This is a genomic window from Methylocaldum sp. RMAD-M (assembly GCF_017832375.1).
Lineage (GTDB): Bacteria > Pseudomonadota > Gammaproteobacteria > Methylococcales > Methylococcaceae > Methylocaldum.
Genome location: NZ_JAFIBZ010000008.1, coordinates 13,526 through 28,977 on the forward strand (window position 1 = coordinate 13,526; position 15,452 = coordinate 28,977).

Annotated in this window: 11 protein-coding genes; 3 read left to right on the forward strand and 8 right to left on the reverse strand. The window is 59.7% G+C overall.

Going from position 1 to position 15,452, the window contains the following annotated elements:
• Positions 1–137: 137 nt before the first annotated feature.
• Positions 138–962, reverse strand: coding sequence for an SDR family oxidoreductase (locus tag JOD69_RS10010; protein WP_086134874.1), 825 nt, complete (start codon positions 960–962; stop codon positions 138–140).
• 636 nt (positions 963–1,598) lie between these two features.
• Here JOD69_RS10010 and JOD69_RS10015 point away from each other — a divergent pair.
• Entirely contained in the window at positions 1,599–2,126 is a 528-nt protein-coding gene (locus JOD69_RS10015; protein ID WP_086134875.1) for a transposase, read from the forward strand.
• 128 nt (positions 2,127–2,254) lie between these two features.
• Here the strand turns inward: JOD69_RS10015 and JOD69_RS10020 are convergent, their stop codons facing one another.
• Positions 2,255–4,153 (reverse strand): sigma 54-interacting transcriptional regulator, encoded by a 1,899-nt coding sequence (locus JOD69_RS10020; protein ID WP_086134876.1) that lies wholly within the window; start codon positions 4,151–4,153, stop codon positions 2,255–2,257.
• Positions 4,154–4,548: 395 nt separating this feature from the next.
• Between JOD69_RS10020 and JOD69_RS10025 the strand changes: the two genes are divergently transcribed.
• Positions 4,549–5,529 carry a phage tail protein gene (locus JOD69_RS10025; protein ID WP_168183862.1) on the forward strand — a complete coding sequence of 327 codons (981 nt, stop codon included), beginning with the start codon at positions 4,549–4,551 and terminating at the stop codon, positions 5,527–5,529.
• Between the two features lie 44 nt (positions 5,530–5,573).
• Positions 5,574–6,758: a GGDEF domain-containing protein gene (locus JOD69_RS10030; protein WP_086134878.1), complete on the forward strand. Its 1,185-nt coding sequence runs from the start codon at positions 5,574–5,576 to the stop codon at positions 6,756–6,758.
• A gap of 156 nt (positions 6,759–6,914) precedes the next feature.
• Here JOD69_RS10030 and JOD69_RS10035 read toward each other — a convergent pair whose 3' ends face one another.
• From JOD69_RS10035 to JOD69_RS10060, 6 genes are all read right to left on the reverse strand, one after another.
• The gene (locus JOD69_RS10035) at positions 6,915–8,699 is read right to left on the reverse strand and encodes a sigma-54-dependent Fis family transcriptional regulator (RefSeq protein WP_086134879.1); all 1,785 of its coding nucleotides are present in this window, start codon (positions 8,697–8,699) and stop codon (positions 6,915–6,917) included.
• A 49-nt stretch (positions 8,700–8,748) separates the two neighbouring features.
• On the reverse strand, positions 8,749–11,409 hold the full coding sequence (locus tag JOD69_RS10040) for a response regulator (protein WP_086134880.1): 2,661 nt from the start codon (positions 11,407–11,409) through the stop codon (positions 8,749–8,751).
• On the reverse strand, positions 11,406–11,861 hold the full coding sequence (locus JOD69_RS10045) for a hypothetical protein (RefSeq protein ID WP_086134881.1): 456 nt from the start codon (positions 11,859–11,861) through the stop codon (positions 11,406–11,408). Before JOD69_RS10045 ends, JOD69_RS10040 begins: the two co-directional genes overlap by 4 nt.
• A 2-nt stretch (positions 11,862–11,863) precedes the next feature.
• Entirely contained in the window at positions 11,864–12,907 is a 1,044-nt protein-coding gene (locus tag JOD69_RS10050; RefSeq protein ID WP_139841126.1) for a hypothetical protein, read from the reverse strand.
• A 437-nt stretch (positions 12,908–13,344) separates the two neighbouring features.
• Positions 13,345–13,995, reverse strand: coding sequence for a hypothetical protein (locus JOD69_RS10055; RefSeq protein ID WP_139841127.1), 651 nt, complete (start codon positions 13,993–13,995; stop codon positions 13,345–13,347).
• Between the two features lie 34 nt (positions 13,996–14,029).
• The gene (locus JOD69_RS10060) at positions 14,030–14,956 is read right to left on the reverse strand and encodes a UbiA family prenyltransferase (RefSeq protein WP_086134884.1); all 927 of its coding nucleotides are present in this window, start codon (positions 14,954–14,956) and stop codon (positions 14,030–14,032) included.
• Between the last annotated feature and the right edge of the window lie 496 nt (positions 14,957–15,452).

Here is a 15,452-nt window from a genome sequence, read left to right on the forward strand (position 1 = left end):
GTAGGGCGGGTTAGGCGCACACCGGAACCGGCCAACCACCGATCACTACGCTTCGCGTGCGCCGTAACCCGCCAAAGCAGAGCTACGTTCGGGGGCTTTCCAGTGAAAGCCGCATCAAAAGTCATCATATGCAACTGTCAGCCTCCGTCCTCGAAACCGGGGTACAGCGTCATGCCGCCGTCCACGTACAGGGTGGCCCCTGTGACGTAATCCGATTCGTCCGAAGCCAGCCAGACCGCCGCCTTGGCGATGTCGCGGGTGTGTCCGACCCGTCCGTAGGGAATCAGCTCCAGCAGCCTGGCTTCCCGTTCCGGAGTCATCCAGGAGTCGTAGTTGATGCAGGTCTTGATGGCGCCCGGCGAAATACCGTTGACCCGGATCTTGTGGACCGCCAGTTCCTGAGCCAGGGTTTTCATCAGCATCGCGACGCCCCCTTTGGAGGCCGCGTAGTTGACGTGGCCGGCCCAGGGAATCACATCGTGCACCGAGGACATGCAGATGATCTTGCCGGCCGAAACCGAGAGCTCCGGATTCACGCCCCGGCGGATAAACTCTCGCGCCGCCTCCCTCGCGCACAGAAACTGCCCGGTCAGGTTGACGCGGATCACCGTTTCCCAGTCGTCCAGGCTCATTTCGGTCAAGGGCGCGTCCCTCTGCAAGCCGGCGTTGTTCACCAGGATGTCCACACCCCCGAAAGCTTCCAGAGCGGCGCCGAACATGGCCCGCACCTGTTCCTCTCGGCTCACGTCGGCCTCGACCGCGACGGCTTCGCCGCCGTTATCTCGGATGCGTTGCACCAGTGCCTCGGCCTTGTCGGGTTCGGTCACATAATCCACCACCACCCTGGCGCCGGCTTCGGCCAAACCCTCGACGATGGCCGCTCCGATGCCCGTGTTGCCGCCGGTGACGATGGCGCGCTGGCCTTCCAGCAGGCGCTTTTTCGTGTTCGCAGTCGAATTCATGGTTTTTCTCCCTATCAACGAACGTCTAGCTATTCGACAGCGTTACGGAACATCAGTCGCGGCGCGGCTCAGCGGAATAATGGCACCTAAAGTGGAAGAAACGACAGATGCGGAATTTTTCATGATCCTTAATAAAGGGTTTAAAAGTGCTTTCTGCGCGACACCGACTCGCGACATGTTTTTACAGCAACCCTCGCGCCATCGATAGCTCAGGACAAAAAAGGGTTAAATAACAAACTGTTATCGATGCCATGCGAGCAATGGCGAGAAACTGGCGAGCATTGGGGCCACTAATAGTTGCGGGCGGCCGCGGGTATTTGTGGGAGGGAGGTTGTAAGGCAATGCCATTTAGTGAAGATGGCTGACGTCACCCCGGCAAGGAAGGGTGGCTTCGGTGCTCCAATCGCAAACGGCCTGGCCGGGAGCGCCGGCCACGCCCTTCCCGAAGACACCGTTTGCGATTGGAATGCCGGGGTCCAGAAGCCATGGACGGCAGAAGCCTGTCACATCCGTGTGCTCTGGATTCAATGCTGGCTTGGCCTGTCCTGCCCGGCACCCTTCGGCCAGTTTCGTAGGGCGGGTTAGCGCAGCGTAACCCGCCTTCGGAGAAAGCGAGACATCGGCCACACTTTCCCTATGCCCAACTACATTCGTGCTTATGTCCCCGGCGGTTCATACTTCTTTACCGTAGCGCTGCTGGAACGTCGCCGTCGCTTGCTGACCGACAACATCGACGCGTTACGCGAAGCCTTTCGCACCGTGCGAACTCAACGCCCGTTCCGGATCGAGGCCATCGTCATACTCCCCGATCATTTACATTGCCTTTGGACCTTGCCGCCGGACGATGTGGATTTTTCGACTCGCTGGCGCTTGATCAAATCGGCTTTCGCGCGCGCCATAGCGCCGGGGGAACGGCTATCGACCCGAAGGGAGATGAAACGCGAACGCGGCATCTGGCAGCGGCGGTTTTGGGAACATGCCATTCGGGATCAAAGCGATTTCGACGCCCATCTCGACTACATCCATTACAACCCGGTCAAGCACGGCTGGGTACCGCGCGCCGCCGATTGGCCGCATTCGAGCTTTCACCGATTCGTTCGGTTGGGGCAGTATTCCTTGGAATGGGCGGCGCCGGTCGACATTCGGGCTTGGGATTTGGAATAAGGATCGAGTCTCGGAAGGCGGGTTACGCGAGTACGCTAACCCGCCCTACAAAACTTTATGTTTACTTATGTTCAGGAAAGCCACAAGGACGGGTTAGCGCAGCGTAACCCGCCTTCCGTACCCCCCGCTCAAACCTGCTTCGGCCGCCTTATCCCCAGCTTTTGCATCCGATAACGGAGCGTGCTGGGCGTAAGGCCCAATTTCGCGGCGGCGCCGGTCCTGCCTTCGATGATCCAGCGTGACTCCTCCAGGACCTTCAGCAGGTGGCCGCGCTCGACGGCCTCCAGCAGCAGTTCCGAAGCTTCCGTCTGCGGCGGGTCTGGAGAGGAATCGTCCAGCTTGAGGTCGATGTCGACCAGCGGCGTTTTCGCGAGCACGGCTGCCCGCTCGATGATGTTTTGCAGTTCCCGGACGTTGCCGGGCCAGGTATAGCGTTCCAGCGTCCGCAACGATTCCGGTGCGATGCCGGCAAGAGGTTTGCCGAGCTTGCGGGCGAATTGGCGGAGGAAATGATCAGCGAGGACCGCAATGTCCTCGCTCCGCTCCCAGAGCGGCGGTACCCGCAGGGGGAATACGTCCAGCCGGTAGTAAAGGTCGGCGCGGAATTCGCCGGCTTTGACCGCGTCCGCCAGATTGCGGTTGGTGGCGGCGATGACCCGGACGTCGACCCGTATCGTCTGTCCGCCGCCGACCCGCTCGAACTCCCGTTCCTGAAGCACCCGAAGCAATTTGGCCTGGGCCGGCAGACTCAGCTCGCCAACCTCGTCCAGGAACAGCGTGCCCCGGTCGGCCATTTCGAACCGCCCCTTGCGCTGCGCGGTCGCGCCGGTGAACGCGCCTTTCTCGTGGCCGAACAGCTCGCTTTCGATCAATTCGGCGGGCAACGCGGCGCAATTGAGCTTGACCAGAAGCCGGTCCTTGCGCGGGCTGAGATTGTGGATGGCATGGGCGATCCGCTCCTTGCCGGTGCCGGTTTCGCCTATGATGAGCACCGTGGAATCGGTGCCGGCCACCTGTTCGACATCGGAAAACAGGCTGCGCATCGCCGGCGATCCGCCGATCATTTCCTCGAAGCGGTACGGCGCGCTGATTTCTTCTTGCAGAAAAACGTTTTCGGTTTGCAGGCGATGGAGTTCCGCTTCGATCTTCCGGCGCTCGTCGACGTCCCGAAGTATGAAGGTGTAGTACCGCTTGCCGCCCAGTTCCAGGGGGGACAGGGTGGCCTCGATGGGAAACTCCTCCCGATTGGCGCGCAACGCGGTCAATCCCTCCGGCGCCCACACCGGTTGCGGCTTCGCGCTCATTCCCGTGCTCTCCCGAAGATGGCGATTCAGGAGGCTCCGGAAACCCTTGGACAGGAAACGATCGAACGGCTGGCCCTGCGCCCAGTTCTTCGAGCATCCGAAAATCCGCTCGGCGGCGTTGTTGAACAAAGTGATGCGGCGGCTCTCATCGATGGTGACGATGGCGTCCATGGCCGAGGCCAGGATGGAACCCAGCCGCTCCTCGCTGCGCCTGAGCAGTTCTTCCGCCCGCATGCGCTCCAGCTCCGCCCCGGCCCGTGCGGCGAAGATTCTGAACACGGAAAACTCGGACGGGTCTCCGCTCATGGGTTTGACGTCGATCAGGGCCAGATGGCCCATCACCTCGCCCGCCCTGTCCGCGAGCGGAATCGCGAGATAGCTCTCGGCGCCGATGGCAGCCAGTTCCTCCCGGTGAGACGGAAAAAGATCCTGGACGCCCGCCGTGTAAAGGCGCATTTCTCCGGCCAAGACCGCTTCGCAGGGCGTGCCGGGCAGATCGTATTCGAAGTTTTCGAGAAACTGGCCATCCGCCCAGAAAGCGAGCGTCCCGACGCGGGTTTTCACCTCCGTAAACTCGGCCACGAACGCGTACTTGACGTCCAAGGCCTCGGCCAGATGGCGCACCAGCGAGCGCATGAAATCGTCGCCGGTGACCGCGGCGGTACCTTCCGCGATGATCCTGAGGAGTTGATCGATATGCAGGTCGGTAGAGGTTCTGGACATGGATGGGAGCTGTTCGGCCTCCAGCCCGGTTTGGTTGAAATCACGTTTTCCAGAATACGCGGAATCTTCGTCCGAGCAAAAGCCTTCGAAGCCTGACCGTACATACCGGATCGAGAAGGCCCGGACGAACTTACGAGATAGCGTGCATTGACGACATTTCGTAAAACACGTCGGCGAACTCCTGCCGGACCCGAACTGAAACGTCATCCATTTCAATTACTTGCACACGCAGACCTTATTGGCATCGCTCTTGCGCCTAGTCTGCCGACCGCGCATCGACACGCCAGTTCGAGGGGCAGACCAAAACGTCAGAACGTGGAGACGGTCGTCCCACCGAGAGGCGTCTGTCGTTAAGCGGACTAGCAGTTCATAAACACCGAAAAGGGACAATGACAATGAACATTCAAACGCAACGCGCATTCTTTCTGCGCGCCCTTAGCCTACTGGGCATGCTGGCGGCACTGTTCTCTCCGCTGCGGGCCACGGCGGCGGCATCTTACTCGCCAGGCATCTATGTCTTCGAATTGAACGGCAAGCCAGTCGCTTATCTCTCTTCGTTCGAAGGGAGCGAAGCCAGCGGACAGGTCATCTCGCAACCCGCCGGGCCGGCTCAGTTTCCGAACAAAGTCCTGGGAGAAACCCGGTACAAGGATTGGACGGTAAAGCTGGACGTGGCTCCGGAAGGCGAGTTGCTCAACTGGGTCCAGGCCAGTCTGCATTCGAACTTCTATGCCGCTCATGCGGGGATCGTCATCCTCGATCTCCACGGAAACGAAATGCGGCGAGCCACCTTATTCAATGCCGTGATTTCGGAGATAAGCATTCCGGCGCTGGACAAGACCTCGCGGGAGAAGCTGCAACTCACGCTCAAGCTACGGCCCTCGTATGTCAAATGGCAAAAAGGCGGAGCGCGCTATGCGGGACTGGAGCGCGCCGTCAATCAGTCAAGAATGCTGAAGTCCAACTTCCGGTTGGAAATCGATGGGCTGGATATGTCCAGAGCCATCGGCGTCGGTGCTTTGACCGTCAAGAGAAAGCTCCAGGAGAGAGGCGAGTTTCGCGAGTATGAACACGATTTTGCCGGCCGGGAAGTGTCGAACCTGAGCGTTGCCATGCCGGAAGCGGCTTCGGGCGGACTGATCGAGTGGCACCAGGACTTCGTCCTGAGCGGCAACTCGTCCGATTCGAAGGAACGCAAAGGAAGCATCACCTTGCTCGCTCCGGACCTGAGAACTCCCCTTCTGACCATCGGTCTCGACCATCTCGGCATCTATTCCCTCGATTACGGTCTTGGCGGGTCGGGCGGCGACCCGCGCCCGACGTTCAAGGCCGGGCTTTATGTCGAGGGGATTTCGTTCGACGGCGCAAAGCCCTGATCAACCGACGCCGCTCCGCCCTACCGAGCAGAAAGGAAAAAGAAATGATCGAATGTCGATATCTTGGCGATCCGGCGGTGGTCGAGGCCTTCGGGTTCATCGCAAGCAAACCGGTCCAACCCGCTTTCGCTTCCCGTTCCGAACCGGTCTTGGGGACCGAGGAACCGTTGCGGAGACCTGCCGGATCTATGGAGCGCGAGCCGACTCGCGGAGTTCCCGCCGGATCATCCCGGAATCCGGCCGGAACGGCGGACGAGCATGAAACGCGTGTTCGCCCCCGGAAGACCACGGGATTCGCGCACGCACATTGCAAGAACGAGTACGAAAGCTTCTTCGAATTCGGCTTGCCCGGAATGGTGATTCTCAGTCCTGCCCAAGGATGGGTGAAGGTCAATCGGGCGTTTCGCGAAATGCTCGGCTACTCCGAGGAAATGCTGAACGGCACGAGCTGGGTGGAAATCACCCATATCGACGACTTGGCCGAGGACTTCGCCCATTTCGAACGTCTCTGGAATGGGGAAATCGATGCCGTCCGCTTCAAGAAACGGTTCGTCCACAGCAACGGACAGCTCATTTATACCGACACCTCGGTGCGAGCCTTGCGGAACCCGCAGGGCGACCTGCAGCGCTTCCTGGTTACGGTCTCGGACATCACGCAAGACGTGGAACGCCGGCAGAGCCTGGAACGCCTCGCTTATTACGATTATTTGACCCAATTGCCCAATCGCGCCCTGTTCGCGGACAGGCTTCGCATGAGCAGAACCCAGCGTTCCAAGCGCCAGCTCGCCGTTTGCTATCTCGATCTCGACGACTTCAAGATCATCAACGACACCTTCGGGCACGAAACCGGCGATCGACTGCTGGTGGAAGTCGCAAGGCGGCTCCGCGAGGAACTGCGCGAAGGCGATACCGTGGCCCGGCTGGGTGGCGATGAATTCGCCCTGCTGCTGAACGACATCGGCGGCCCTGCGGATTGCCGCGAAACCGTGGCCCGCATCTTCGCCGCGCTGGCCAAGCCTTTCCCCGTTGTCGACGATGTCGTTCCAATTTCCGCGAGCATCGGGGTGACCCTGTTCGCCGGAGCGGGGGATGACGACGACGGTCTGCTGCGGCAGGCCGATCAAGCGCTTTACCTCGCCAAGCGGGCGGGCCGGAATCAATGCTGGCTGTTCGACGGCGATTCGGCGGAGCCGCTCCATGCTTCCGGCGAAAGGATGAGGAGGGAGTGAGTGAGGCAATGCTCTTAGAGCTGCTGCCGGATTGGTTTACGGCCCGCTCCCACACTAAGCGAGTAGGTCGGGAATCCCTTCCCGACAAAGGCCCTTACCAAGCCAACGTGTCGGCAAAGCATTGCCGACCTACGACCACAATGATTTTGGCCTGCATCAGGCCGTGGTCGAGTGCCGCGTGATGCCGAGCCGTTCCATGCGGGAACGGAGGGTGGTCGAAGGCATACCCAGGATCACGGCCGCGCCCTTTTCGCCGCTGATCCGCCAGCTTGTGGCCTCCAGCACCTTGAGGATATGCGCCCGTTCCACTTCTTCCAGGGTGGCGAAGCCACCGTTCCGCGTTTCCGCGGCGGGACGCTGAATACAGTCGATGGGCGCCAGTTCGCCGCCTTCGGACAGAATCACGGCTCTTTCGATCACGTGCTGCAGCTCGCGGATATTGCCGGGCCAGGGATAGGCGCAAAGCGCCGACAGTATCGGCTGCGCCACGGTCTCGATCCGCTTGCCGAGCAGGGTGGCGTACTTTTGGACGAAATGCCGGACCAGCAAGGGAATATCGTCCGCCCTTTCCCGAAGCGGGGGCAGATGGATGGGAAACACGTTGAGCCGGTAATAAAGATCCGCCCGAAACTGGTTCTCGCGGGACATCCGGCCGAGATCGCGGTTGGTGGCAGCGATGACGCGGACGTTGACCTTGATCGTCTGGGTGCCGCCCACCCGCTCGAATTCGCCCTCCTGCAATACCCGCAGCAGCTTGGCCTGAAGATCCAGGGGCAATTCCCCGATTTCGTCCAGGAACAGGGTGCCCCCGTCGGCCAGTTCGAAGCGCCCCTGCTTGCGCGACAGGGCTCCTGTAAAGGCCCCTTTCTCATGGCCGAACAACTCGCTCTCCGCAAGATTGGCCGGAATGGCCGCACAGTTCAGTTTGACCAGCACATTGGCTTTGCGGCTGCTGAGATTGTGGATCGCACGGGCGATGAGCTCCTTGCCGGTGCCGGTTTCGCCGGTGACCAGCACCGTGGAATCGGTCTCGGCCACCTGGTTGATGAGCGTCACAACCTGCTTCAGCGCCGCCGACCCGCCGATCAGTTCGTCCAGATTGTGGGCGGCCTTGATTTCTTCTTCCAGGTAAAGCTTGATGCCCTTGAGCTGCCGGCATTCCGCCTCCGCTTGCATGCGCCGCTGCCGCTCGCCGGAGTCGCGCAGAATCACGGTGAAAAGCTTTTCGTCGCCGGCTTCCACCCGCGATATCGAACCTTCGATCGGCACCTCCGCGCCGTCGCCCCGCAGAATGCCGACGCCTTCCGGCAGCCAGATCGCCTGGTCCGACGAGTGGTCCATGCAGTGGCCAAGATGCTCCTTGAGCGCGGGCGTCAGGAATCGCTCCAGGACTCCCCCCACCGCTTCGCTCTCCCGGCATTTCAACAGTTTTTCGGCCGCAGCATTGAAAAGGACGATCCGGCCTTCCGCATCCACAGTGATGATGGCGTCGAGCGCATAGGTCACGATCCGGGAAAGCCGTTCCCGGCTGGCCTGCAGCTCGCTTCGGAGCCGCGCCAGCGTCAAATGGGTATTGACCCGCGCCAGGACCTCCTCGTGCTGAAAGGGCTTGGTGATGTAATCGACGGCTCCGAGCCGCAAGCCCTGCAGCTTGTCGGCGGTATCGTCGAGGGCGGTCATGAACAGTACCGGGATGGATTCCGTCTTCGGAGATTCCTTGAGCTTGGCACAGGCGGCGAATCCGCTCATGCCCGGCATGAGCACGTCGAGCAGGATGAGATCGGGAACCACGCGCTCGGCCTGGAGGATGGCGCCGGCCCCGCTTTCCGCGATCGATACCTCGTATTGTGCCTCCGTCAGCAAATCGTACAACTCGGCGAGGTTCACCGGATTGTCGTCCACCATGAGAACCAGGGGTTTTCGTTCCGTCTTGCGGGTCATATCCGACAATTCCAACAGTTAAACGACAGGGCTGTAAGCATTTCGAGCCTCAGGCCGGCGGGTCCGGCTCGTCCAGGAACCGCTTCAAGGCGGGGAGCAGCCGGCCCATTTCGGATTTCAATACCTGAAAATCCGCCTTCGCATTCCCGAACTCGGCGGTGCGGCCGGCATTCTCGAGCCGTTGGGCGATCTCCGACACGGTGGCTGCGCAAAAACTCGCCGCCGAGCTCTTGAGCGTATGAGCGGCCCTCTCCAGGGTGGGTCCGTCGGCGCTTTCGATGGCCGCCTCGCATTGGTCCAGCAGATCGTCGGATTGTCCGATGAAGATTTCGGCCATACTGCGCAGCAGAGGCCGCCGGTTGCGGACCCGGGCCAAGGCTTCGGAGAGATCGAACGGGGGTTGGTCGGACGACATGGCGGATGCCCCTTGAGTGTCGGAAGATGCCGGCTCCTCGTTCCAGCGTTCGACGGCCGCCAGCAATTCCGCCTCGCGTATGGGTTTGGATACATAAGCGTCCATGCCGGCCGCGAGGCAACGTTCCTTGTCGCCTTTGAGCGCGTGAGCCGTCATCGCCACGATGTAGGCATGGCGGCGGGTGTCCCGTTCCCGCTCCCGAATCGCGGCCGTAGCCTGCAAGCCGTCCATCACCGGCATTTGCACGTCCATCAGCACCGCGTCGAAGGATTCCCGCTCGAGCAAGCGCAAGGCTTCCTCGCCGTTGCCCGCCATCAGCACGGAATGCCCGCGGTCTTCCAGCAAGGCCTGCACCAGCCTCTGGTTGACCGGATTGTCCTCGGCCACCAGGATGCGCAGCCCGCGCTGCACGGCACGGAACGGCGATGCCGGCAACACTTCGGGCGTAACGGGCGTGGCTTCCGACTCGTCCAGGGCAGCCTGGATCGCCTCCATCAGCTCCGAATACTTGACCGGCTTTCGAAGGAAACGCGAAATGCCCAAGCGGCGGGAAAGTTCGAAGTCGCCGCCGCGGTCCGCCGAGGACAGCAGCATGATGGTGGTCAGGGCCGTGCTGGGCGTCGCCTTGATGTGGGCGGCCACCTCGAAACCGTCCATCTCGGGCATCATGGCGTCCAGCAGGATCAACCGGAACGGCGCCCCTTGCTCGGTGGCCCGCTGGATCTCGTGCAGCGCGGCCTTGCCGGAATCGGCCTGCACCGGGCTCATGCCCCACTGCGTCAGCATCTCCATGAAAATGTAGCGGTTGACCGGATGATCATCCACCACCAGGACTTTGACCCCGTGCAGATCGAAGGACCTTTGCCGGGGGCCCGGCGCCGTTTCCGACGGTACTTTTAACGGAACCGTGAAATAAAAGGTGCTGCCGCGGCCTACTTCGCTTTCGAGGCCCATGTCCCCCCGCATCAGATTCACCAGGCGCGAGGAAATCGCCAATCCCAGCCCGGTTCCGCCGAACATGCGCGTGGAAGAGGCATCCGCCTGGGTAAACGCGTCGAAGATCACCGTTTGCTTGTCCGCTGGGATTCCGACGCCGGTATCGCTCACCGAGAAGCGGGGACAGATGCTGTCGGCACAGCGGTCGCATCCGGACTCGACCCGCACCACGATCTCGCCCTGCGGCGTGAACTTGATGGCATTGCTCACCAGATTGATGAGAATCTGCCGCAAACGGCCGACGTCTCCGGAAACGATGTCGGGTATCTGGGGATCGATGAGATAAGTCAGCTCCAGGCCTTTGGCATGGGCCTGAGGCGCCAGCAGCTTCAGTGTGTCGCCCACGGCGTCGCGCAAATCGAACTGGATGCACTCGAGCTCCAGCTTTCGTGCCTCGATCTTCGAAAAATCGAGTATGTCGTTCAGCAGGCGCAGCAGGGATTCGGCGGATGAACTGGCCATGGTGAGATAGTCTTTCTGCTGCGGCGTGAGTTCGGTGCGCAAGGCCAGTTCCAGCATGCCGATGACGCCGTTCATGGGCGTGCGGATTTCATGGCTCATGTTGGCCAGGAATTCGCTTTTCGTCAGCGCCGCCTGAAGGGCCGCGTCGCGCGCATGAATGAGGCCCTGCCGCATCCGTTCGAGATTCTCCGCCAAGGCGGCCACCTCGGCGATTCCGGAACGGGTGCCGAACTCGGTGCCGTGGTCGCCGGCCGTGATCTGATCCGCCTCCCGCCGAAGAATTTCCAGCGGCCGAACCAGGCGCCTTCCCAACAAGGCCACGACGATCAGGGTCAGGCCCAGATAGGACGCCACCAGATAAATGCCGCGGCGGTAAAGGGACATGAGTTCCTGCCGGACCGGGGTTTCGTCGTAACCCAGACGCAAGACCGGCTGTCCGCCGGCATCGCCTTCGGTCAAAGGCACCGCGATGAAATAAATGCCGTCCTCATGCTGTCCGAAGAAGAAATCCTCGTTGAAAGGTTCTTGTGTGGCCAGCGGGATATTGGGCGGTATTATCCGGTCGCCCATCTGCACCTCGGCAAAAATCAGCCGGCCGTTCAACAGAAACTCGCCCATGAGCGCCGCGATTTCCGCCGTATCCCCCGTCGTCAGCCGAGAACCGATCAGATTGCCGAAAAGCAATGCATCCGAGCGCACCTGATTGACGAATTGCCGCTCGACACCGGGCTTGGCGATCAAATAAACCCCGAACAGCAACAGGGGCACCAGCATGATATGAACACCTACGATGGACAGCAGCAGGCGCCCGTTGAAGCTATGGAAGAAACGTTTCAATCGGCAGACCCCGCCCAAAGAGTGTTGATAGGTTTCAGCCCTCTGTACTGATCCAAATCCTTGGCCCACATGAACGTCACCGAATCCGGATGTTCCAGCAAGGCGGCGTTCAGGGTCTGTCTATCGTGAAAAGCCTGGGGCCTCTGGCCGCCGAGGCGGAATACGATCGCCAGGACCTGTTTCTCGTAGGCGTCGGAGGACATGAAGGTAACCTTCTGCAAAAATACTTCGAACAGCAGGGACTCGCTGACATTCAGCAGAGGTTTGATGGTCTTGCCGTTCTTCTCGACCGGTACGCCTAGATAAAGCTTCCGGGTCTCCTGCAGCGAAAGCTTGGGAATGTTCGACTGGGAACTTGCGGCGAGAACGAGTTCGCGCAAGCCGTCGGCCTCAATGGCCAGCGCGCCGGACGCGAGCGATAACAACAGGATCAGGAACGACAGCTTGGACATGGCTAGGGGAACACCGCGCTCCATTGGAGCCCCACCTGCCCGAAGGCGTCATCCCTCGTGTGCTCGCGCGAAAGCTCGAGTTTCAGAGCCATCTTGTAGGGCAGTTCGTAGCGTACGCCGCCCATGTATCGATCACGCACGAAGTTTCGAAAATGATCGAAGTACAAGTCGCCGTTATCGTTGAACGTGCCTTCAATCCGGCTGTACAAGGTCAGATCGTCGGCCACCCGCCATTCCGCCTGCCCGTAGAGGTTCAGCACGTCGGATTCGGGTTCCGAAGCGCCGCCCGTGAAATCGTTATGGATGTAAAAGGCCTCGCCCAGGAAACCGAGATTCTCCGATCGCCAATTGGCAAAGACGCCCGCCACGATCTGATTGATTCGGTCCACGCCGATCCGGCGGCCGGATATTTCGGTATAGCTGAAGGAAAAACCGATCTCGTCGGAACCGAAGCTGACCGGCTGATATCCGAGGCGCAAAGTCACGGCCGGGAGCCGCGTACCTTCCGGGTCCAGAACGTCGAACGCGTCCAGCCGCTTCTTCTCGAGGTCCGGACCCACGCCGGCATTCAGAACGTAATAGAGACTGGAATCCCCGAGTTCCCGAACCCCTTCGACGTAAAGCCCGGTGACATGCATCGGCAGCGGGCCGCCTGACGTTTCGTAAGTCATCACACCGGGGCGGGTGATGCTGGTCATCATGTAAGCCCCGTGATGAAAATGGATGTTCCAGTAACCGATGGGATTGTGAAACCGGCCCACCCAAAACGTGGTGTCCTGCCAGCGCCAGCCGAGCTGCAACCTCTGGACCTCCTGCGCGGAGCGGTCCACCAGCCACTCCAGCAGGAAACGGAACCGGCCTTGATCCAAGCCGTAGAAGAGATTCAGCCCCGGATTGATCCAATAGTTCTTCAGGCTGGAACCGTCTTGAAGATCGAAGCGATGGAGACTGGTGAGCTCGGGAAAGAGCAGCAGATCGCCGGGAAAGGCATCGGCAGAGGCCGTCTGCGGAGCCAAAACGCCGGATAGCACCCCGGCAAGAATCACTCGCCGAGAGCAAGCGTTGCCGTCAAACGCTGAAAGAAAAGCTTTCCGAAAGAGTGTTCTGGTCCAACTCCGGATGCTGTGACGAACTGCCATCAGTGCCGTATTGCCTTTTAATTGTTCTTTTCCGACTGCGCGCCCGTGAAGGCAAGCCATGGACCTGCTACTCCGGACGTTTTCCCCCTAAACAGTCTTACAGCAACCGGCCGTCACAGGGACAAACACGGAAACGGGCGGTTGACCCGCCCGATTTTTGACCGCTCGACTTGGACCACTTGACAGTGGCAAAAGCGATAACTTTTCTTATCAACTGTATATGGTCGTATACACGGACACCCAAGGTCAATGATCGGCGGAATCCATATCCAAACAACTGCTTCCTGAAAGCTGCGCCGGAAAAACCGGGTCGATAAGACCTAACCCGTTCCACTCTACGAAGCTTAAACCCGCGCCCAGGGATTAATCCCCTCCGAACGGCACTGCCTAACCAACAAGAAAAGGTATATCGCGTCGAACACGATGAATCCCGCATACAAAAACGGCAGGAGAATCGACTCGGGGGCTTGGACATACTGCGCGGGAATCAGAACAATCGAACCGAACATCCGCGTCAGGACGATATAAACCGACTGGCCGCGCGTGCTTTCGCGGCGGGCCAACAGATACAGGTAGGTTATGGAAATCAGCAACTGATCTCCCCATCCCGTGTAGTTCCCGTGAAAGTCCTTGAATTCCAGGGTAATCGCGATGACCCCGAAAAACGCCGTCACCAGCCCCAGGACGAAAGCCGGGATAAACCATTGCCTTGGAAACACAGCAGGAAACTCTTCCCGCCCGAACCGCAGATATTGATAGACGATGGCCAGATCGATGAAAAACCAAGCGATATTCGCGTAATTCACCGGCGGCATATCCGGATAAACGAAACCGAAAATGAATTCGTAGGAGACGTTCACGCACATCGGTGCGAACGGCATGCCATACGTTTGATCCTTGAAGCCGCGGCGGATGATGAGGATATAGGCGGCAATCCATAGGGTCATCGATGCCGTGGCTGAAATCTGGAAAATGAGTTCTTGTTGTGGCGTCATGGCTGGGTACCTTTGGAAGTGTCGGAGCCGTCGTTCACAGGCCTAGCGCCAACCCGCCCAAGACCAGGGGCAACCACAGGAGGAATTCGGCATCCATCGCCGCATCGCCGGGATTGCCGTCGGCGGCTACCAGCTTTTGGCCATGATCGACGATTGCCCGGACATAGAGGTGAACCGGCGCCAATGCCAACATCCAGGCCGGAATCCACTGCAGATGGACGGACACTGCCAATACCATGAGCGCAATGCCGTTCACCGCTTGAATAAGCTTGCTCGTCCTCGCCACGCCCAGCAGCAGGGGCAGGGTCTTGACGCCTTCCACCCGATCACGCGCCAGATCTTTGAAGTCGCAAAAGACGGTATTCACGAAGTCGGAAAGCATCATGTAAACGAAGAAAAATACGGTTTGGCGCAAATCCTGAGCATCGACGAAACGGGAAGCATAGAGCATCAAAAAGCCCCAGAAGAATGCCGTGTAAAAGGCCTTGATGCCTGGAATGTCTTTCAGTCGCCGATAGGGTAGAAGTTCGCCGGCCAGTGTCCCGAACAGTGAGGTTCCGTACAGAGCCACCGCCAAAGGAAAGCAGAGGAGCAATAAAAACGCTTCCAGGCCGGAGAAAACCAAGGCTATGCCCGCGGCGGCTACGAATGCGGCCACGCCGAAGGCGGTAAACAGCGATTTTCTCGAAAGGGTCTTGGTGCGCGTCGACTCCAGGTTTCCATCCAGCCTGCCGACATCGGCGAGATGATCGATCAAATAACTGGAATACACACAGAGAAATGCGGACGAGACGAGAGGCAGCGAAATCTCGCCGGTATGGGCCAGGGACACCACCGACGTGACGCTGGCCGCGCCGAACGGCAGAACGAGGCCGAGATTGGCGGTATTTTCAAGAAACCTTCGGAAGCTGAACAACGGCTCCGGGTTCTCGGCAAATTTGGAGACTTGGTAAATCGACATAAATCCTCCCGAGTATTTTCATTTTTCGAAACGCCTGGCGTGTTGGGCTCGATGCGATCCGTGTGACCGTGAGCCCGGTGCCGAATACAAGGGAGGAATCATGCCAGCACGAATATTGTTCTATTTTTCAGTCACTTATCTGGCATATACAGCTATGGAAAGAAACCGGCACCGTTTGCCCAGCCGAACGGCATTTCCGGAAAAATGCCGTATCTCATTAAAAATCAAGGATTGTTAATGTGTTGGCCTCGACCAACACCCTGCTGGGGTGACTGCGCGGTAAAAGTCGGAGGACCGTCTTTCCGGGTCTCGGCATTCCAGATTCCGATGACATGCGGATCGATTTGTTCGCCTGCCCGCCTACCGCGCATCCGAATCTCTAGAGCGTTTTTCACCGCAGTTTAGCGGTGAGAATCGGGAACTTGGTAGGTCGGCAATCCTTTGCCGACAAAGCCCCTCACCGCCCCAATGTGTCGGCAACGGATTGCCGACCTAC